This is a genomic window from Streptomyces sp. NPDC041968 (assembly GCF_055589025.1).
The window spans coordinates 282,377-301,989 of the sequence record NZ_JBVJCB010000010.1 but is presented as its reverse complement, the minus strand read 5'-3'; the positions used below and the strand labels follow the sequence as shown (position 1 = coordinate 301,989).

At 72.2% G+C, this 19,613-nt stretch carries 19 protein-coding genes; 8 read left to right on the top strand and 11 right to left on the bottom strand.

Going from position 1 to position 19,613, the window contains the following annotated elements; all coding sequences use genetic code 11:
- Window positions 1-600, bottom strand: a complete 600-nt coding sequence (locus tag ACZ6EG_RS25130) for a class I SAM-dependent methyltransferase (protein ID WP_469607770.1) — start codon at window positions 598-600, stop codon at window positions 1-3.
- A 129-nt stretch (window positions 601-729) separates the two neighbouring features.
- Between ACZ6EG_RS25130 and ACZ6EG_RS25125 the strand changes: the two genes are divergently transcribed.
- Window positions 730-1,218, top strand: coding sequence for a roadblock/LC7 domain-containing protein (locus ACZ6EG_RS25125; protein WP_391969342.1), 489 nt, complete (start codon window positions 730-732; stop codon window positions 1,216-1,218).
- 28 nt (window positions 1,219-1,246) lie between these two features.
- Here the strand turns inward: ACZ6EG_RS25125 and ACZ6EG_RS25120 are convergent, their stop codons facing one another.
- Window positions 1,247-1,675: a PPOX class F420-dependent oxidoreductase gene (locus tag ACZ6EG_RS25120; RefSeq protein WP_356606579.1), complete on the bottom strand. Its 429-nt coding sequence runs from the start codon at window positions 1,673-1,675 to the stop codon at window positions 1,247-1,249.
- A 106-nt stretch (window positions 1,676-1,781) separates the two neighbouring features.
- Here ACZ6EG_RS25120 and ACZ6EG_RS25115 point away from each other — a divergent pair, with 106 nt between their 5' ends.
- Entirely contained in the window at window positions 1,782-2,195 is a 414-nt protein-coding gene (locus tag ACZ6EG_RS25115; RefSeq protein ID WP_356606580.1) for a roadblock/LC7 domain-containing protein, read from the top strand.
- Between the two features lie 138 nt (window positions 2,196-2,333).
- Complete coding sequence (locus tag ACZ6EG_RS25110) at window positions 2,334-3,347, top strand: DUF6397 family protein (RefSeq protein ID WP_391969341.1); 1,014 nt, start codon at window positions 2,334-2,336, stop codon at window positions 3,345-3,347.
- A gap of 1 nt (window position 3,348) precedes the next feature.
- Here the strand turns inward: ACZ6EG_RS25110 and ACZ6EG_RS25105 are convergent, their stop codons facing one another.
- Together ACZ6EG_RS25105 and ACZ6EG_RS25100 are read right to left on the bottom strand one after the other, a co-directional pair.
- A complete protein-coding gene (locus tag ACZ6EG_RS25105) occupies window positions 3,349-4,215 on the bottom strand; it encodes an acyl-CoA thioesterase (protein ID WP_356606584.1) in 867 nt (288 codons plus the stop codon).
- A gap of 19 nt (window positions 4,216-4,234) precedes the next feature.
- Complete coding sequence (locus ACZ6EG_RS25100) at window positions 4,235-6,748, bottom strand: DEAD/DEAH box helicase (RefSeq protein WP_391969339.1); 2,514 nt, start codon at window positions 6,746-6,748, stop codon at window positions 4,235-4,237.
- Between the two features lie 145 nt (window positions 6,749-6,893).
- Here ACZ6EG_RS25100 and ACZ6EG_RS25095 point away from each other — a divergent pair, with 145 nt between their 5' ends.
- Entirely contained in the window at window positions 6,894-7,688 is a 795-nt protein-coding gene (locus ACZ6EG_RS25095) for a metal-dependent hydrolase (protein WP_391969338.1), read from the top strand.
- 20 nt (window positions 7,689-7,708) lie between these two features.
- On the opposite strand, the gene ACZ6EG_RS25090 is transcribed toward ACZ6EG_RS25095, so the two are convergent.
- The 4 genes from ACZ6EG_RS25090 to ACZ6EG_RS25075 form a co-directional block, all read right to left on the bottom strand.
- Window positions 7,709-7,981 (bottom strand): type B 50S ribosomal protein L31, encoded by a 273-nt coding sequence (locus tag ACZ6EG_RS25090; protein WP_384691102.1) that lies wholly within the window; start codon window positions 7,979-7,981, stop codon window positions 7,709-7,711.
- Between the two features lie 60 nt (window positions 7,982-8,041).
- Window positions 8,042-8,512 (bottom strand): DUF5709 domain-containing protein, encoded by a 471-nt coding sequence (locus ACZ6EG_RS25085; RefSeq protein WP_356606592.1) that lies wholly within the window; start codon window positions 8,510-8,512, stop codon window positions 8,042-8,044.
- A gap of 315 nt (window positions 8,513-8,827) precedes the next feature.
- Window positions 8,828-10,609: an ABC transporter ATP-binding protein gene (locus ACZ6EG_RS25080; protein ID WP_391969337.1), complete on the bottom strand. Its 1,782-nt coding sequence runs from the start codon at window positions 10,607-10,609 to the stop codon at window positions 8,828-8,830.
- Window positions 10,606-12,516: an ABC transporter transmembrane domain-containing protein gene (locus ACZ6EG_RS25075; protein ID WP_469607761.1), complete on the bottom strand. Its 1,911-nt coding sequence runs from the start codon at window positions 12,514-12,516 to the stop codon at window positions 10,606-10,608. Before ACZ6EG_RS25075 ends, ACZ6EG_RS25080 begins: the two co-directional genes overlap by 4 nt.
- 183 nt (window positions 12,517-12,699) lie before the next feature.
- Between ACZ6EG_RS25075 and ACZ6EG_RS25070 the strand changes: the two genes are divergently transcribed.
- The gene (locus tag ACZ6EG_RS25070; protein WP_469607758.1) at window positions 12,700-13,452 is read left to right on the top strand and encodes a hypothetical protein; all 753 of its coding nucleotides are present in this window, start codon (window positions 12,700-12,702) and stop codon (window positions 13,450-13,452) included.
- A 15-nt stretch (window positions 13,453-13,467) separates the two neighbouring features.
- On the opposite strand, the gene ACZ6EG_RS25065 is transcribed toward ACZ6EG_RS25070, so the two are convergent.
- Window positions 13,468-13,929, bottom strand: a complete 462-nt coding sequence (locus tag ACZ6EG_RS25065) for a MarR family winged helix-turn-helix transcriptional regulator (protein ID WP_391969334.1) — start codon at window positions 13,927-13,929, stop codon at window positions 13,468-13,470.
- Window positions 13,930-14,141: 212 nt separating this feature from the next.
- On the opposite strand from ACZ6EG_RS25065, the gene ACZ6EG_RS25060 reads away from it, so the two are divergent.
- Together ACZ6EG_RS25060 and mltG are read left to right on the top strand one after the other, a co-directional pair.
- Complete coding sequence (locus ACZ6EG_RS25060) at window positions 14,142-15,944, top strand: ABC transporter ATP-binding protein (RefSeq protein ID WP_469607755.1); 1,803 nt, start codon at window positions 14,142-14,144, stop codon at window positions 15,942-15,944.
- 43 nt (window positions 15,945-15,987) lie between these two features.
- Complete coding sequence (mltG, locus tag ACZ6EG_RS25055) at window positions 15,988-16,854, top strand: endolytic transglycosylase MltG (protein ID WP_469607752.1); 867 nt, start codon at window positions 15,988-15,990, stop codon at window positions 16,852-16,854.
- A gap of 13 nt (window positions 16,855-16,867) precedes the next feature.
- Here mltG and ACZ6EG_RS25050 read toward each other — a convergent pair whose 3' ends face one another.
- Complete coding sequence (locus ACZ6EG_RS25050; RefSeq protein ID WP_469607749.1) at window positions 16,868-17,947, bottom strand: NAD(P)-binding domain-containing protein; 1,080 nt, start codon at window positions 17,945-17,947, stop codon at window positions 16,868-16,870.
- A 92-nt stretch (window positions 17,948-18,039) separates the two neighbouring features.
- Here ACZ6EG_RS25050 and ACZ6EG_RS25045 point away from each other — a divergent pair, with 92 nt between their 5' ends.
- On the top strand, window positions 18,040-18,462 hold the full coding sequence (locus ACZ6EG_RS25045) for a YjbQ family protein (RefSeq protein WP_391969330.1): 423 nt from the start codon (window positions 18,040-18,042) through the stop codon (window positions 18,460-18,462).
- Between the two features lie 89 nt (window positions 18,463-18,551).
- On the opposite strand, the gene ACZ6EG_RS25040 is transcribed toward ACZ6EG_RS25045, so the two are convergent.
- Entirely contained in the window at window positions 18,552-19,379 is an 828-nt protein-coding gene (locus tag ACZ6EG_RS25040) for a pentapeptide repeat-containing protein (RefSeq protein WP_469607746.1), read from the bottom strand.
- Window positions 19,380-19,613 lie beyond the last annotated feature (234 nt).

The following is a 19,613-nucleotide window of genomic DNA, read 5'->3' as shown; positions in this document are numbered from 1 at the left end:
TCAGTCCTCGCGCACGGCCAGCGCCAGGAAGCGGTCGTCCTCGTCGACGTACGACGTCATGCGCCACCCGGAACCGGCCAGCAGGGGGCGGAGACGGTGCTCGGCACGGAGGTCGTCCGGTGTGAGCTGCCGCCCCTGCCGTGCGGCGAGCGCCGCCCTGCCGATCGGGTGGAACAGGGCCAGCACCCCGCCGGGGCGCACGACGCGTGCCAACTCCCGCACGGTGCGCGCGGGATCGGGCAGGTGCGCGACGAGACCCGCCGCGAACACGGCGTCGAGCGAACGGGACCGCAGCGGCAGCGCGGCGACGTCGGTCAGCAGCAGCCACCCGTCACGATCCCGTCCGGCCCTTACGGCGGCCTGGAGCATCGCAGGTGTCAGGTCGGCCCCGACCACGAGGCCCGACGGCCCCACGGCCGCCCGAAGCGGTGTCAGGGCGCGGCCGGTACCGCACCCCGCGTCGAGCACGCGGTCCCCCTCCCGCAGACGCAGCTGTGCGGCCGCCGCCTCGTAGGCGGGCCCGTCGTCGGGGAACCGGCTGTCCCAGTCCGCGGCGCGGGCGCCGAAGAAGTCCTGCACGTGTGTGTGGTCGTCGCTCATGGTCCGCATGATCCCCCAAGCGCAGGGAGGACGCCGCAGCGCGCACGTTCGAGCATGACGCGATCGTTTCAGCGCTTCTCTGCGTCAGATAGCAACACCTTTCGCAATGCGCCCCCGTTGTGACCCCGCATGATCCACGATCCCGGCCCGGGAACCGCCCGGCGGACCCGCGAACTCGACTGGCTGCTGGACGACCTCGTCATACGGGTGGGCGAAGTACGACACGCCGTGGTGCTGTCGAACGACGGCCTCGCCGTCGGCGCCTCGACCGGCCTCGGACGCGAGGACGCCGAGCACCTGGCGGCGGTCGCCTCCGGCTTCCACGGCCTGGCCAAAGGCGCCGGTCGCCACTTCGGTGCCGGGGGCGTGCGCCAGACCATGGTGGAGATCGACGACGGCTTCCTCTTCGTCGCCGCCGCCGGCGCCGGCTCCCGTCTCGCCGTCCTCACCGCCGTGACCGCGGACATCGGCCTGGTGGCCTACGAGATGGCACGTCTGGTGCGACGCGTCGGCGAGCACCTCCGCACCGCGCCGCGCGCCGCCGCGGAGGTGCTCATCCGGCTCGTCGAGTACGCCGGGCGGATGCACACCGCCCGACTGCTCGACTCCGTGCGCTGACCGCGCCGCGCGTCGGACCGGTCGGGCCTCAGTCCGCCACGGCCCTCTGCGCCAGGACCTTCTCCACGGTGACGCGGACGAGCAGTTCGCCCGGGACGCCGTTGCGGGCCCCGAACTCCGCGGCGCGCTCCTCGCCCATGTACCGGGCACCGATGCGCTCGGCCCAGAGCCGGAGGTCCGCGAGGTCCTCCGAGATCCGCGCACGCCCCTGCAGCACGACGAAGTCGAAGGGCGGCCGGTCGTCGTCCACGCACAGGGCGACGCGGCCGTCGCGCACCAGGTTGCGTCCCTTCACCGTGTCCTTGCCGGTGTTGAACACCACGTCGTCCCCGTCGAGCAGGAACCAGATCGGGGCCACGTGCGGGCTGCCGTCCGCCCGGACGGTCGACAGCTTCGCGGTGCGGGTGCCGTCCGTGACGAACGCCCGCCATTCCTCATCGGTCATCTTCTCTGCCATGCCCCCATCCTCCTTGCCCGGAGCACGGGCGTGGGGAAGGCTGGCGGGCAGATCCTCCGGCCAGGGGGAGACCATGCATACGGGGACAACACGGGGAGTTCGGACCATGGTGCAGAACCAGGGACTCGGCTGGCTGCTGGACGACCTGACCGGGCGGGTGGAACACGTCCGGCACGCGTTGGTGCTGTCCAACGACGGGCTGGTGACCGGGGCGAGTACGGGCCTGCGGAGGGAGGACGCCGAGCACCTCGCCGCCGTCTCGTCCGGATTGCACAGCCTGGCCAAGGGCTCGGGCCGCCACTTCGGGGCCGGGCAGGTGCAGCAGACGATGGTCGAGTTCGACGACGCCGTCCTGTTCGTCACCGCCGCCGGCTCGGGCAGTTGCCTGTGCGTGCTCAGCGGCGCCGAAGCGGACATCGGGCAGATCGCCTACGAGATGACGCTGCTCGTGAACCGGGTCGGTGAACACCTCGACGTCGACGCGCGACAGCCGGGTCGCATAGCGCCGACAGAGTTCTGACCTGGGGTTTTCATCCTCTGGTGAGGTCGGCCGGGAAGTTTTCCACAGGCCCGTCGCCGAGTCCGCGCCAGCGGCTACGGTTTTCGTGTCAGGCGGGCGCGGACGGCGCCGGCCGCACACTCCACGGGGGAGACGAGCATGTCCGGCAACACCCTCACGCACGAAACGACGGCCTCCGCAGACCGGATCGGCACCACCCGCGGCACATCCCTCGCGCCCGGCCGGGCGGCACGTGAACTCGGCCTCAAGCGCAGCGAGTTCGCCCTCGCGGTGCACCTCGGCCGCGTCCGCACGCTGCCCGACGAAGGGGGAGGGGGAGGCGGGCGGGTGGCCCGCGACGAGATCGAGCGGGTCCGGGCGCAACAGGGCTTCCCCGAAGGACTGCGGGAGAGTGTCCGCTGCGTCGGGACCGCGGAGGGCGCGGCTCTCCTGGGAGTGACCAGGGCCCGCTTCACCCGCCTCGCACGTCTGGGCCTCCTGGTGCCCGTGTCGTTCTACGTCAACCGGTACCGCGCCGTCGTCTGGCTCTACCTGGCCGACGACCTGCGGCAGTTCGCGTCCGACGAGGGGAACGCCGCACTCCTGAAGGGCCGTACACCGGAGGGACTGCGGGACCAGTTGACGGAGGGCCTGGACCTGCGCCCCCGCAACTGGCGGGGCCGGTACCTGGGGTTCCTGCTCCGCCGGGCCGACGACCCGTGGTCCCGGGCCGCGGCCGTGGCGTCGCTGCTCGACCCGGTGGAGGTCTCGGAGGTCGTCAGGGACCCCTACGAACGTTCCCACCTCTTGCGGTTCCGCCCGGCCCAGCCGTTCCACGGGACCCCCGGCTCCCCGGCCGCGCAGCTCGCCGAGGAGATCATGACGGCGACCGACCCCGACGAGATCGATTGGCTCCGCGCGGACCTGGCGGGCGCGGTGGACGTCGCTCGCGGACAGCGCCCGGCCCCTCGCCCGTTTCCTCGCCCGGTTCCGAGGGTGGCCGAACACGGCCCGGCACCGAGGGACCCGCACCCGCCGCGCCGAGCGCCGCGCCCGGAACCCAACCCGGTGCAGAGCCCGCCCCCGTCCGGCCCCGCGCTCCGCCCGTCCGGAGCCGAGGCCCCCGGACGGATCCGCGGCATGTTCACCAGGCTGTGGCGCGCCGGCCCGTGACCTACAGCGCCCGGAAGAGCCCTTCCTGCACGACGGAGACCAGCATGCGTCCCTGCGTGTCGTAGATCCGGCCCCGGGCCAGACCCCGCCCGCCGGTAGCGATGGGCGACTCCTGGTCGTAGAGGAACCACTCGTCGGCACGGAACGGCCGGTGGAACCACATGGCGTGGTCCAGCGACGCCATGTCGAAGCCCCGCGGCCCCCACAGAGGCTCCACCGGGATGCGTACGGCGTCCAGCAGAGTCATGTCGCTGGCGTAGGTCAGGGCGCAGGTGTGCACGAGCGGATCGTCACCGAGCGGCCCGACCGCGCGCATCCACACGGCGCTGCGCGGTTCGGCCTCCTCGACCTCCTCGGCGCTCCAGCGCAACCGGTCCACGTAGCGGATGTCGAAGGGCTGGCGGCGGGCCATCCGCTCGAACTGCTCGGGCAGGGCCCCCAGGTGCTCCCGCACCTCGTCCGTGACCGTCGGCAGCGACTCGGGGTCCGGGACCTTGCGGGCCGGCGGCAGCTGGTGCTCGAAACTCCCCTGTTCAGGCTTGTGGAAGGAGGCGGTGAGCGTGAAGATCGTGCGGCCCTGCTGCACGGCCGTGACCCGGCGCGTCGTGAAGGACCGGCCGTCCCGGTCCCGTTCGACCTGGTACACGATCGGCACGCCCGGGCGTCCCGGGCGCAGGAAGTACGCGTGGAGCGAGTGCACCGGGCGCTCGCCGTCCGTGGTGCGTCCCGCGGCGACCAGGGCCTGGCCGGCGACCTGGCCGCCGAAGACCCGCTGCAGCGACTCCTCGGGGCTGCGGCCGCGGAAGATGTTGACCTCGATCTGCTCCAGGTCGAGCAGGGACACGAGGCTCTCGGCCGGATTCGTCATGAGTGGGCTTCTCCTGTGCTCACAGCTGGCCTACATCGGTGACGCGGACGACCGCCCGGCCCTCCGCGTCGGAGGCCGTGAGGTCGACCTGCGCGCTGATGCCCCAGTCGTGGTCGTCGTTCGGGTCGTCGAAAATCTGCCGGACTCGCCACAGCCCGTTCTGCGGCTCCTCCTCGATCACCAGCAGCTTGGGGCCGCGGGCGTCGGGGCCGGTGCCGAGGTCCTCGTACTCGTCCCAGTACTTGTCCATGGCCTCGCCCCACGCGTCGGCGTCCCAGCCGGCGTCGCCGTCCATCTCGCCCAACTGCTCGACCTGGTCGAGGGCGGCGAGCTCGACACGACGGAACATGGCGTTGCGGACCAGGACGCGGAAGGCGCGCGCGTTGGCGGTGACCGGCCGCACCTGGTCGGCCTTCTCCTGCGCCTCCTCGGCGGTCATCTCCTCCGGGTTGGCGAGCTGCTCCCACTCGTCCAGCAGGCTGGAGTCGACCTGGCGCACCATCTCGCCGAGCCATTCGATCAGGTCCTGCAGGTCGTCGGACTTCAGGTCGTCCGGCACGGTGTGGTCCAGCGCCTTGTACGCGCTCGCGAGGTAGCGCAGCACGATGCCCTCGGTGCGGGCCAGCTCGTAGTGGGAGACCAACTCGGTGAAGGTCAGCGCCCGCTCGTACATGTCGCGGATGACGGACTTGGGCGACAGCGGGTGGTCACCGACCCACGGGTGGCTCCTGCGGTACGTGTCGTACGCGTGGAAGAGCAGCTCCTCCAGGGGCTTCGGGTACGTGATGTCCTGGAGGCGCTCCATGCGCTCCTCGTACTCGACACCGTCCGCCTTCATCGCGGCCACGGCCTCACCGCGCGCCTTGTTCTGCTGGGCGGCGAGGATCTGCCGCGGGTCGTCCAGGGTGGACTCCACGACGGACACCATGTCCAGCGCGTACGACGGCGATTCTGGGTCCAGCAGCTCGAACGCGGCCAGGGCGAACGTGGACAGCGGCTGGTTCAGCGCGAAGTCGTGCTGCAGGTCCACCGTGAGACGGACGATGCGCCCCTCGGCGTCCGGCCGGTCGAGTTTCTCGACGATGCCGCCGTCCAGCAGCGAGCGGTAGATGGCGATGGCCCGCCGGATGTGCCGCAACTGCTGCTTGCGCGGCTCGTGGTTGTCCTCCAGCAGGTGCCGCATCGCCGCGAACGCGTCACCGGGCCGGGCGATCACCGACAGGAGCATGGTGTGCGTGACCCGGAACCGGGACGTCAGCGGCTCCGGCTCCGAGACGATGAGCTTGTCGAACGTGCTCTCCGACCAGGCTACGAAGCCCTCGGGAGCCTTCTTCCGGACGACCTTCCGCCGCTTCTTCGGATCGTCACCGGCCTTGGCGAGCGCCTTCTCGTTCTCGACGACGTGCTCGGGCGCCTGGGCGACGACGAAGCCCTCCGTGTCGAAGCCCGCGCGCCCCGCCCGGCCGGCGATCTGGTGGAACTCACGGGCCCGCAGCGTACGCACCCGGCTGCCGTCGTACTTGGTCAGGGCGGTGAACAGCACCGTCCGGATGGGGACGTTGACTCCCACACCGAGCGTGTCCGTCCCGCAGATCACCTTCAGCAGGCCGGCCTGGGCCAGCTTCTCCACCAGTCGCCGGTACTTGGGCAGCATGCCCGCGTGATGCACACCGATGCCGTGCCGGACGTAACGGGAGAGGTTGCGGCCGAACTTCGTGGTGAAGCGGAAGTTGCCGATCAGCTCGGCGATCCGCTCCTTCTCCTCACGCGTGCACATGTTGATGCTCATCAGCGCCTGCGCCCGCTCCACGGCCTGCGCCTGCGTGAAGTGCACGATGTAGACGGGGGCCTGCCGCGCGGCCAGCAGCTCGGTGAGCGTCTCGGTGAGGGGCGTGTAGCGGTACTCGTAGGAGAGCGGCACCGGCCGGGTGGCCGAGCGGACCACCGCCGTGGGACGGCCGGTACGGCGTGCGAGGTCCTTCTCGAAGAAGGAGACGTCACCGAGCGTCGCCGACATCAGGACGAACTGGGCCTGCGGCAGTTCCAGCAGGGGGATCTGCCAGGCCCAGCCGCGGTCCGGTTCCGCGTAGAAGTGGAACTCGTCCATGACGACCTGCCCGACGTCCGCGTGCTTGCCGTCACGCAGCGCGATCGACGCCAGGACCTCGGCGGTGCAGCAGATGACCGGGGCGTCGGCGTTCACGGAGGCGTCGCCGGTCAGCATGCCGACGTTCTCGGTGCCGAAGATCTTGCACAGCTCGAAGAACTTCTCCGACACCAGTGCCTTGATCGGAGCCGTGTAGAAGGTGACCTCGTCACGGGCCAGCGCGGCGAAGTGGGCGCCTGCCGCGATCATGCTCTTGCCGGACCCGGTGGGCGTCGACACGATCACGTTCGCGCCGGAGACCGCCTCGATCAGCGCCTCCTCCTGGTGGGGGTAGAGCGTGAGACCGCGCTCCTGCGCCCACGCCTCGAAGGCTTCGTACAGGGCATCGGGGTCGGCGGTCCGCGGCAGCTGATCGATGAGGGTCACGCCCCCATCTTGCCTGGCCTCGGTCGCGATGGGGGAATCGGCTGTCCGCGTGAAGATCACGAACGCTACGCTGGGTCGTCGGCGAGGCAAGAGCGGACCCGGACAACTGCACAGCGGCACACGAGGAATGGGGCGGGCAACGGCGATGATGGGACCAGCACACTCACTCTCGGGCGCCGCGGCGTGGCTCGGCGTCGGGGCGGCGACCACCGCCGCGGGGTACCCGATGCCCTGGCCGGTGCTGCTCGCCGGAGCCCTGATGTGCGCGGGAGCGGCGCTCGCCCCGGACCTCGACCACAAGGCGGCCACCATCTCCCGGGCCTTCGGACCCGTCTCACGGGGGCTGTGCGAGATCGTCGACAAGCTGTCCTACGCCGTCTACAAGGCCACGAAGAAGCAGGGCGACCCACGGCGCTCCGGCGGACACCGGACGCTGACCCACACCTGGCTCTGGGCGGTCCTGATCGGGGCGGGGGCCTCGGCGCTGGCGGTCACGGGCGGCCGCTGGGCGGTGCTGGCGCTCCTCTTCGTGCACATGGTGCTCGCCATCGAGGGCCTGCTCTGGCGGGCGACCCGCGGCTCCAGCAGCGACGTGCTGGTCTGGCTGCTCGCCGGGACCAGTGCCTGGATCATCGCCGGGATCCTGGACAAGTCGGACGGCGGCTCGGACTGGCTCTTCACCGCGCCGGGACAGGAGTACCTGTGGCTCGGGCTGCCGATCGTGCTCGGCGCCCTCGTCCACGACATCGGGGACGCGCTGACCGTCTCGGGCTGCCCGATACTCTGGCCGATACCGGTGGGCCGCAAGCGCTGGTACCCGATCGGCCCGCCGAAGGCCATGCGGTTCCGGGCGGGCAGCTGGGTCGAGCTGAAGGTGCTGATGCCGGCGTTCATGCTGCTCGGGGGAGTGGGCGGCGCGGCCGCGCTGAACTTCATCTGAGGGGCGCTGCCCCGGCCCGCTCAGCCCGGTGTGTCCGAGCCCTGTCCCTCGCCTCCGCCGTAGCGCCGCTCGAAGCGCGCGACACGGCCCTCGGAGTCCACCGTCCGGGCCTTGCCCGTGTAGAAGGGGTGGCTCTCCGAGGAGATCTCCACGTCGACCACCGGGTAGGTCTCGCCGTCGTCCCACGCGATGGTCTGGTCGCTGGTGGCAGTGGACCGGGTGAGGAAGGCGTACCCGGCGCTGCGGTCACGGAAGACGACAGGCTGGTACTCGGGGTGCTTGTCCTGCTGCATGAGTGCTCCTCGTACGGCGCGGATCGTCGGGACGGCGGTGGATCACCGCCGCAGGGGGTGTCAGCCGGGCAGCGAGTCCTCGTCGACGACGTGCATCGCGGCCTCCTCGGCGGAGGCCGCCGCCCCGTCGATTCCGACGTCCAGGGCGACCAGCGCCGGCTCCTCGTCCTCGTGAGCCCCCTCGTCGGGCGCCACGAGCCGACCGGAGCGGTCCGCGCCGACCTCGTTGTCCAGCAGTTCTCCGTCGGTGCCGTCGGAGTCTCCCAGTCCGTCACCGTCGGGTGCGAGCACGTCCGGCCGTTCCTCGGCGAGCCGCTGCTCCAGCGTCTCGCCGGCCTGCCGTTCGGCCGCCGTCACGCCGGTGTGCTCCACCGCCCAGGGGCGCTCCGGCGGGGACCAGCCACGATCGAGCGGATCGTCGACACCGTCGTTCTCGAGGGTGTCCTCCCCGTCGAGCAGCCCGGTGTCCTCCCGCTGCTCGGATCCGTCGGGCTGGTAGACGTCGTCTCCCCATCCGTCGGCGCTGTTCACGGGTACCTCCAGGGGGTGGGGACGGGCCCCTTCTCACCGTGGACCGCGGCGGGCCGCCGCTGCACGGGGCACAGGCGTCACCCGTCACGAACCGCACGGTTCCCGGGCCTACCCCGAGCCGGTGCCTGCTTCCAGCCTTCCACTCCCGTTCGGGACCGCGCAACGCCACAGCCGTCGACCGGGTACCCGGTGCTTCGGCCCGCGACGCCGAGTGTGCCGGTGTCGCCCGCCCCGCTCCCGCCCGGCCCACCGCCCGGCCGGATCCGGGCGGTGGGGTGGCTCGGTTCCGGCCGGAGGGTGCCCGGCGGGGCCGGGTCAGCCGTGCCACGAGCGCCAGAGCGCCGCGTATGCCCCGTCCGCCTCGACCAGCTCGTCGTGGCTGCCCAGTTCGCTGATCCGCCCCTTCTCGACGACGGCGATGACGTCCGCGTCGTGGGCGGTGTGCAGACGGTGTGCGATCGCGACGACGGTCCGGCCGTCGAGGACACGGGCGAGGGACCGTTCGAGGTGGCGGGCCGCCCGGGGATCGAGCAGGGACGTCGCCTCGTCCAGGACCAGGGTGTGCGGGTCGGCCAGCACCAGGCGGGCCAGCGCGATCTGCTGGGCCTGGGCCGGGCTGAGCGTGAAGCCGCCCGAGCCGACCTCGGTGTCCAGGCCCTCGTCGAGTCCCCGGGACCAGTCGTCCGCGTCGACCGCGCCCAGCGCCGCCCACAGTTCGGCGTCGGTGGCTCCGGTCCGGGCGAGGCGCAGGTTGTCGCGCAGGGAGCCCACGAAGACGTGGTGCTCCTGGTTGACGAGGGCGACGTGCGAGCGGACCGATTCGGCGGACATCCGGGAGAGCTCGGCGCCGCCCAGGGTGACCCGGCCGTCGCGGGGGCCGTAGATGCCGGCCAGCAGCCTGCCCAGCGTCGACTTGCCGGCGCCCGAGGGTCCGACCAGCGCGAGCCGGGTGCCGGGGGCGACCTCCAGCGACACCTTGCGCAGGACGTCCACGCCCTCCACGTAGCCGAAGTGCACGCGGTCGGCGTGCACGTGCCGCCCGTCGGGGGCCAGCGAGGGGTCACCGGCCTCGGGCTCGATGTCCCGCACTCCCACCAGCCGCGCCAGGGACACCTGCGCGACCTGGAGCTCGTCGTACCAGCGCAGGATGAGGCCGACCGGGTCGACGAGCATCTGCGCGATCAGCGCCGCCGTGGTCAGCTGACCGACCCCGATCCAGCCCTGCAGGACGAACACGCCGCCGATCAGCAGGACGGAGGAGAGCACGGTCACATGGGTGACGTTGATGACCGGGAAGAGCACCGACCGCAGCCAGAGCGTGTAGCGCTCCCAGGCCGTCCACTCGGTGATCCGCCGCTCCGACAGCTCGATGCGACGGGCGTCGAGGCGGTGGGACTCCACGGTGCGGCCGGCGTCCACGGTCTCGGCGAGCGCGGCGGCGACGGCGGCGTACCCGGCGGCCTCCGAGCGGTAGGCGGCGGGCGCCCGCCGGAAGTACCAGCGGCAGCCGACGACCAGCAGCGGCACCGCGATCAGCACCGCGGGCGCCAGCGGCGGCGCCGTGATCACGAGCCCGCCGAGCAGCAGCACCACCCACACGGCACCGATGGCCAGCTGCGGCACGGCTTCGCGCATGGCATTGGCGAGCCGGTCGATGTCCGTCGTGATCCGGGAGAGCAGATCACCGGTACCGGCCCGTTCCAGCACGCCGGGCGGCAGCCTGACCGACCGCACGAGGAAGTCCTCACGCAGATCGGCCAGCATCCGCTCGCCCAGCACGGCTCCGCGCAGCCGCACCTCCCGGACGAACACGGCCTGGACGACGAGCGCGAGCACGAACAGCGAGGCGGTGAGCCCGAGGTTCAGCTCGCGCGACTCGTCCGACACCCGTTCCACCAGCCCGCCCAGCAGGTAGGGGCCCGCCATGGAGGCGATCACCGCGACGGTGTTGACGGAGACCAGGAGGAGGAACGCCCGGCGGTGCCGGCGCAGCAGCTCTCCCGTGTACGCGCGTACGGTCGCGGGTGCCCCGACGGGCAGGGTGCTCGCCGTGGTCGGGGCCGCCGGGTCGTACGACGGTGGCGCGACGCCGATCATGCCGTCTCCTCGATCTCTTCCAGTCGGCGCAGTACGTCGTCGTCGACGAGGGCGCCGTCGTCCGGGGTCTTCTCGCGGTCGCGCGGGCGCTCACCGTTCAGCGCCGGCCGACCGTTCGGGGCCGGCTCCGGGCCGCCTCCGGCCGCAGGGACCGTCAAGCCGCGCGCCGCGGTCTCCTCGTCGGTCTCACGGGTCACCACCGCGCGGTACCGGGGGTCGGTGTGCAACAGTTCCCGGTGGCCACCGACCGCGGCGACCTCGCCGTCGTGCAGGAAGACGATCCGGTCCGCGCGGTCCAGCAGCAGCGGCGACGAGGTGAACACCACGGTGGTCCGACCGGCGCGCAGCGTCCGCACGCCTTCCGCGATCCGCGCCTCGGTGTGCGAGTCCACGGCCGAGGTCGGCTCGTCCAGGACGAGTGCCTCCGGGTCCGTGATCAGTGACCGGGCCAGGGCCAGCCGCTGGCGCTGGCCGCCGGACAGCGAGCGTCCGCGTTCGGTGATCCGGGCGTCCATCGGGTCGTCCACACCTGGAGACCCCTGCGTGAGCGCCGCCAGCACGTCGTCGCACTGGGCCGCGGCCAGCGCGTCCTGCGCGGCGACCGTGCCGGAGGCGGGCACGTCGAGCAGTTCCCGCAGCGTGCCGGAGAGCAGGACCGGGTCCTTGTCCTGGACCAGCACGGCGGTGCGGGCGGACTCCAGCGGCAGTTCGTCGAGCGGCACGCCGCCGAGCAGCGCCGACTCGCCCTGCTCCGAGGGGTGCCCACCGAGCCGTTCCGCGAGCCGTCCGGCCGCGTCCGGGTCGCCGCACACCACGGCGGTGAACCGGCCCCTCGACGCCAGGAGACCGGTGGCCGGGTCGTACAGATCCCCGGTCGGTACCTCGGCGGCGCGGGAGCCGGCGGTGTCGGTGGCCCGCTCCAGGGCGAGCACCCGCGCGGCCCGCTTGGCCGACGGCCGGGAGAAGGAGTACGCCATGGCGATCTCCTCGAAGTGCCGAAGAGGATAGGTGAGGAGCATGACGGAGCTGTACACGGTGACGAGTTCGCCGACCCCGATGCGGCCCTGGCGGGCGAGATGAACGCCGTGCCAGACCACGCCGACCAGCAGCAGCCCCGGCAGCAGCACCTGGATCGCGGAGATCAGGGACCACATCCGGGCGCTGCGCACGGCAGCGTGGCGCACCTCCTGGGAGGCGCTGCGGTAACGGTCGAGGAAGAGCTCCTCGCCGCCGATGCCGCGGAGTACCCGCAGTCCGGCGACGGTGTCCGAGGCGAGTTCGGTGGCGCGCCCGGCCTTCTCGCGCTGGACGTCGGCCCGTCGGGTGGCCCGCGGCAGCAGAGGCAGCACGGCGAGGGCGAGCACCGGCAGACCGAGGATCACGACGACGCCGAGCGCCGGCTCGTAGACGAGCAGGGCGACACAGACCAGCACGATCGTCAGCGCCGCCGCCGTGAAGCGGGAGACGGCCTCCACGAACCAGCCGATCTTCTCGACGTCGCCGGTGGAGACGGCCACGACCTCGCCCGCCGCGACCCGGCGGGTCAGCGCCGAGCCCAGGACCGCGGTCTTGCGGGCCAGCAGTTGCTGGACCCGGGCCGCCGCGGTGATCCAGTTGGTGACGGCGGCACGGTGCAGGAAGGTGTCGCCGAGCGCGTTGCCGGCGCAGCACAAGGCCAGGAGGCCGCCCGCGAGGGCGAGTCGGGCGCCGGACCGGTCGACGACGGCCTGGATGGCGAAACCCACGCAGAACGGCAGGGCGGAGACGGAGACGAAGTGCACCATGCCCCAGGCCAAGGCCTTGAGTTGTCCTCCCAGCTGGTTGCGGAACAGCCATCGCAGGAAGCGGGGGCCCGAGCGCGCGTCCGGCACGCCCGGGTCGGGATACGGAAGGTCTTGGATCTGCATGACGTCCCAGTGGCTCGTGTCAGGGGGTGCCGTTGCGATGCGGCGGCAAGAGGCTGCAAACCGTGCAAGGTTCGCGTCGCGGCATGCCCAAAATCAAGCGGTTTTCCGCGCGGGGACACGAATCCGGCTGCCGTCCGTCCCCTCCCTTTACGACGGATGCCGCGCCGGTGCGACCATGGACCGATGCGTAGGGGTGGTGCACGGCGAACGGCGGTCGCTCTGGCGGTCCTCGGATCCTTGCTGGCGACGGTGTCCGCCTGCGGCGGCCCGTCCGGGCCCGGCGCGGGCGCCCGGGCGAGCGGGCCCGCCGGAGGGGCGGGAGCGGGTGGTGCGACGGCCGGCCCGACCCGCGTTCCCGGCGTCGGCGACCGTCTCCAGCGGCTCGTTCCCGCCGACTCCCGCCAGGTCGTCGCGGTGTACGGGCAGGACAGGGACTCCGCCGACTCCACGGTCGTGCTGTACACGAAGCAGGGCTCCGGCTGGCAGCGCGTGCGCAGTTGGGCGGCGCACAACGGTACGAAGGGGTGGACGACGGACCACCGCGAGAACGACCGGCGCAGCCCGGTCGGTGTCTTCACGCTCAGCGACGCCGGGGGCGTCCTCCCGGACCCCGCACCGGCCCCCGGCGCCGGCCTGCCCTACACGCGGTCCGCCGCCTTCGCGGCACCGAGGTGGTGGAAGAAGTCCTACTGGCACGACTTCGACTACGTGATCGCCATCGACTACAACCGGGTCAAGGGCACCCCGCCGAACGACCCGACCCGTCCGCGGGGCGCGTCCAAGGGGGGTGGCATCTGGCTGCACATGGACCACGGCAGTGGCACGTCGGCCTGCGTGAGCCTGCCCAAGCCGGCCATGGAGCATCTGCTGCGCACGCTGGACCCGGACCTGCACCCGGTGGTGGTCATGGGGGACAGGGAGCACCTGCGGCTCTGAGGACGCGCCCCCCGGTCACCCGGTCCGGTCGCCCCGCATGACACCGGGGCCGTCGACCAGCGTGTCCAGCAGCCCGCCGAGCACCGTACGCTGCTCGCCCGTCAGCGGCGCCAGGATCTCCTCCGCGGCGGAGCGGCGCGCGCCGTGCAACTCCCGCAGGGCCGCGCGTCCGTCGTCGGTGAGTTCGATCCGGATCACCCTGCGATTGGCCGGGTCCGGGACGCGGCGGACCTTCCCCGCGGCTTCCAGACCGTCGACCAGCGTCGTCACCGCCCGGGGCACCACCTCCAGACGCTCGGCAAGGTCGGCCATGCGGGGCGGCGAGCCGTAGTGCGCCAGCGTGCGCAGCAGCCGGGACTGGGCCGGTGTGATGCCGAGGTCGCGGTGTTCGAGATGGCGCTTCTGGATGCGGTGCACCCGGCGCGTGAGCCGCAGCAACTGCTCGGCGAGCAGGCCGTCGGGATCGGGGGCGGTCATACGGGAACAATATCAGGACTACGTTCATTGTGAGTATAGGTAACAATGAGCTATGATCCGCAAGGTCGGATCCGCAAGGTCGGATCCACCTGATCGCGTCCGCAAGGTCGCCGGAAGTCCGCCCGGATCCCGTGATCCGCAGGCTTCCCCCCACCTCCCGCCCCCGATCTCCCCCGCCCGGCCTTTCCGGTTGCCGACCCCCGTAGGAGCCCATGCATCCCGACCACGAGTCCGCCTGGACCGCACCCGCCGAGGCGAAGGAACAGCCGCGGCAGGTGCGCCGCATTCTGAGACTCTTCCGCCCCTATCGCGCCCGGCTCGCGATCGTCGGCCTGCTCGTCGGTGCCGCGTCGCTCGTGTCGGTCGCCACGCCCTTCCTGCTCAAGGAGATCCTCGACGTCGCCCTCCCCGAGGGGCGCACGGGCCTGCTGAGCCTGCTCGCCCTCGGCATGATCCTCGGCGCCGTCCTCACCAGCGTCTTCGGTGTCCTGCAGACGTTGATCTCGACGACCGTCGGCCAGCGCGTCATGCACGACCTGCGCACCGCCGTCTACGGCCGGCTGCAGCAGATGTCCCTCGCCTTCTTCACCCGCACCCGCACCGGCGAGGTCCAGTCCCGCATCGCCAACGACATCGGCGGCATGCAGGCCACCGTCACGTCAACGGCGACCTCCCTGGTCTCCAACCTCACCAGTGTGATCGCCACGATCGCCGCCATGGTCGTCCTGGACTGGCGCCTCACCGTCGTCTCGCTGCTCCTCCTGCCGGTGTTCGTGTGGATCAGCCGCCGCGTCGGCCGGGAACGCAGGAAGATCACCACCCGGCGCCAGAAGCAGATGGCCGCGATGGCCGCCACGGTGACCGAGTCGCTCTCCGTCAGCGGCATCCTGCTGGGCCGCACCATGGGGCGTACCGACTCGCTCACCCGCGCCTTCGCCGACGAGTCGGAGGGCCTGGTCGACCTGGAGGTCAGGTCGAACATGGCGGGCCGCTGGCGGATGGCGGTCATCACGATCGTCATGGCCGCCATGCCGGCCGTCATCTACTGGACCGCCGGCATCGCCCTCCAGTTCGGCGGTCCCGAGGTCTCGCTCGGCACGATCGTCGCCTTCGTCTCGCTCCAGCAGGGGCTCTTCCGCCCGACCGTGAGCCTGCTGTCGACCGGCGTCCAGATCCAGAGCTCGCTCGCGCTCTTCCAGCGGATCTTCGAGTACCTCGACCTGCCGATCGACATCACCGAACGGGACGACCCCCGCCACCTCGACCACATCAAGGGCGAGGTCCGGTTCGAGAACGTCGAGTTCCGCTACGACGGCGCGGGCCGCCCGGTCCTCGACGGCATCGACATCACCGTCCCGGCGGGCAGCAGCCTCGCCGTCGTCGGCCCGACCGGCGCCGGCAAGTCCACCCTCGGCCACCTCGTGCCCCGGCTGTACGACGTGACGGGCGGCCGGGTCACCCTGGACGGGGCCGACGTGCGCGACCTCGACTTCGACACCCTCGCCCGCGCGGTCGGCGTCGTCTCGCAGGAGACGTACCTCTTCCACGCCTCGGTCGCGGAGAACCTGCGCTTCGCCAAGCCGGACGCCACCGACGCGGAGCTGGAGGCGGCGGCGCGGGCGGCCCAGATCCACGACCACATCGCCGCCCTGCCCGACGGGTACGACACGGTCGTGGGCGAGCGCGGCCACCGCTTCTCCGGCGGTGAGAAGCAGCGCCTGGCCATCGCCCGCACCATCCTCCGCGACCCGCCCGTGCTCGTCCTCGACGAGGCCACCAGTGCCCTGGACACGCGCACCGAGGCCGCCGTGCAGAAGGCGATCGACGCCCTGTCCGCCAACCGCACCACCATCACCATCGCGCACCGCCTGTCCACCGTCCGGGACGCCGACCGCATCGTGGTCCTCGACTCGGGGCGCCTGGCGGAACAGGGCACGCACGAGGAGCTGCTGGCGCAGGAGGGCAGGTACGCGGCACTGGTGCGCCGGGACGCCCGACTGGAGCCGACAAGATGACGATATGCCGGGTTTGCGTGCAGATGGGGGTTACCGTGCCCGCATGCAGACGAACACTCCGCCACGCGGTGCGAGAGGCACGAGGAGAACGATCCGACTGACGCGCCGGGGCCGTATCGCCCTGATCGTGACCGGCGCCGTCGTCGCCGGTACCGCCGTGGCGGTGCCGCTGCTGACGACGGACGACGAGGGCGGGTCGGAACCCACGTCCCTGGTGATCCCGGAGGGCTGGCGCGCGACCCAGGTCTACGCGGCCGTCGACAAGGCCCTGGCCCTGCCCGCCGGCACCACCAGGAAGTCCCTGGCCAAGGCCGAACTGAAGCTGCCGAACGACGCCGAGGGCAACCCCGAGGGCTACCTCTTCCCGGCGACCTACCCGCTCGGCGAGGCCCCGACCCCGGAGAAGCTGCTGACGGCCATGGTCGACAAGGCGAACGAGAGGTTCACCGGCGCGCCGGTCGCCGCGGGCGCCCAGCGCAACGCCCTGAACGTCTACCAGGCCGTCACGATCGCCAGCATCGTGCAGGCGGAGGCCGCCACCGAAGACGACATGGCCAAGGCCGCCCGGGTGATCTTCAACCGGCTGGAACGCGGCATGCCGCTGCAGATGGACTCCACCATCAACTACGCCCTGGGGCGCTCCACGCTGCACACCACCACGAAGGACACCCGGATCGACAGCCCGTACAACTCGTACCAGCGCATGGGGCTGCCTCCCACGCCCATCGCCAACCCGGGTGACGAGGCGATGCGCGCCGCGATCAACCCGACCCCCGGCGACTGGCTGTACTTCGTCACGGTCAAGCCCGGCGACACCCGCTTCACCGCCGACCACGCCGAGCACCAGCGCAACGTCGCCGAGTTCAACCGCGTCCGGCAGGACGCCGCCAAGGAGGACCTGGCCACGTGACCGGGCGGGGACGTCACGCGGCGAGCTGTTCCCGCTCGGCCAGCAGCCGCCTGATGTCCCGTACGGCCGCGCGCCCGGCCCGGTTGGCGCCGACGGTGCTGGCCGACGGCCCGTAGCCGACCAGATGCACGCGAGGGTCGGTCACCGCGCGCGTCCCCTCGACTCGGATGCCGCCGCCCGCCTCCCGCAGCCGCAGCGGTCTCAGATGGTCGATGGCGGCCCGGAACCCGGTCGCCCACAGGATGACGTCGGCGTCCACGCGCCGCCCGTCGCTCCACTCGACCCCCTCGGGCGTGATCCGGTCGAACATGGGCCGCCGGTCCAGCACACCCGATTCCAGCCCGGCCCGGATCGCGTCGTTCAGCGGAAGACCGGTCACCGACACCACGCTCTTGGGCGGCAGCCCCTGCCGTACCCGTTCCTCCACGAGCGCGACCGCCGCCCGGCCCGCGTCCTCGTCGAAGGGTCCCTCGCGGAAGACGGGAGGCCGCCGGGTCACCCAGGTGGTGGCGGCGGCGTACGGAGCGATCTCCAGCAGGTGCTGCGTCGCCGAGGCACCCCCGCCCACCACGACGACCCGCTGCCCGGCGAACTCCTCGGGGCCGGTGTACCGCGCGGTGTGCAGTTGCCGACCCCGGAAGGTCTCCTGCCCCGGGTAGCGCGGCCAGAAGGGCCGGTCCCAGGTGCCGGTCGCGTTGATCAGCGCCCGCGTCGACCAGACGCCCGCCGAGGTCTCCACGAGCAGTCGCCCGCCCGTACCCTCACGCACCGCGCGCACGTCCACGGGCCGCCGTACGCGCAGGTCGAAGACCCGCTCGTACGCCGCGAAGTACTCGCCGACCACTTCCGCGGACGGCCGCGCCGGGTCGGCGTCGGTCAGTTCCATGCCCGGCAGGGAGTGCATCCCGTGCACCTTGCCGTACGTCAGCGACGGCCAGCGGAACTGCCAGGCGCCGCCGGGGCCGGGGGAGTGGTCGAGCACGACGAAGTCCCGGTCCGGCTCCCACCCGGTGCGCCGCAGGTGGTGGGCGGCGGCGAGCCCCGCCTGACCGGCACCGATGACGACGACCTCGACCTCGCGCGTGTTGTTCACGCTTCTACCAACCGAGCCGAGGGCTCCGATCTTCCCCCGACCCGCCCCTCTGGGCCCGCGCCCGGTCCGCCGGGTACGTCAGGATGGGAGGCATGCCTGATGCCTTCACCACCCGGGTCCTGAACCTCGCCACCGGCTCGGCGGAGCGTGTCGCCGACATCACCGGTGACTGCGAGTCCTTCCTCCGCGAGGCGGCCGCAGGCCGCGACGGCCTCCTCAACGTCTTCGTGCCGCACGCCACCGCCGGGATCGCGGTCATCGAAACCGGCGCGGGCAGCGACGACGACCTGCTGGCCGCCCTGCACACCCTGCTCCCCGCCGACGACCGCTGGCAGCACCGCCACGGCACCCCGGGCCACGGCCGCGACCACGTCCTCCCCGCCTTCGTACCGCCCCACGCGACCCTCCCGGTGATCGGCGGACGGCTGGAACTCGGAACCTGGCAGTCGGTGTGCCTGGTGGACACCAACGTGGACAACGCGAACCGGCAGGTGCGGCTGAGTTTCCTCGGCTGAGCCGACTCGGGCTCAGGTGCGCCCTTGTCCTCGCCGCGTGGCCGGGCCGGCTCCGGAACCTGCCCGGGAGCGGCCTTCTGCGCCCCGCTTCAGGCCGCCCAGTGCGACGGGTGCTGCAAGGGGTCGGAGACCTTCGTGCGGGCGTCGCCCCGCGCGGCGTTCAGCTGAGGCTGGGTGAGGAACAGCGCGCCGCGCAGGTCTGCCCCGCACAGGTTGGTGTCCCTCATGTCCGCGCCGATCAGGTCGGCGTCGCGCAGGTCGGCGTCGGACAGGTCGGCCGCGATGAGGAGAGCGCCGCGCATGCTGGCGCCGCGCAGCTTCGCGCCGCGAAGCCGCGAGCCGATGAGGTGGGCGCCCCGGTGGTTCTTCTTGCGCCCCGGCACCGCCGCGCGGGCCAGTTCGCTGGCGCGCAGGAGCAGGGGGTTGACCTCGCCACGCAGCGCGTCCACGTCGACGGCGAGCAAGGTCTGGGCCGTGTCCCGGGTGAGCGCGTCGATCTGCTCGTACGCGCGGCGGAGGTCCCGGTGGACGGGCCGGGCCGAGGGCAGGTCCAAGGCCTGCGCGGTGTACTTCAGGAGCTCCTGGAGCCGGCGCACTACGGGGAAGACCTCGTACATCGTGCGGGCCGACTCCGGCTCCTCGCGCCAGCTGACGCCCTTGAAGGTGATCTGGGAGACCTTCTGGCCCGCGCCGAAGCAGTCGAACACCGTGCAGCCGCTGTAGCCCTGGTCGCGCAGTCGCTCGTGGATCCCGCAGCGGAAGTCCGCCTGGAGGTTCCCGCAGGGTGTGCCGGCGGACTTGTTCACCGGGAAGTCCGACGAACGTGAGAAGCGCAGCGCCACGCAGCACAGACCGAAGCAGTCGCCGCAGTCGGCTCGCAGGTCGGGGTGGGCGGCGTTCGGGGTGCGCTCGGGCAAGACGGTGACTCCTGGTTCGGCTGCGGCGAGGCCGGCGTGTGTGAGGCCCCACGCCCCCATGGTCCCGCACTGGCAGACTTCGCTCGCATGCGGATCGCGGCAGGCGGTCCGTGGACGGCGGACAGGGGAGCGCTGACCGGCCCCACGGCAGCTGGAGCGGTGGGGCCGGTCGGGTGGTACCACCGGCGCGTCACCGCCGGCGGGGCTCGGCGGTGACGCGTCGGCGTCCGGGCC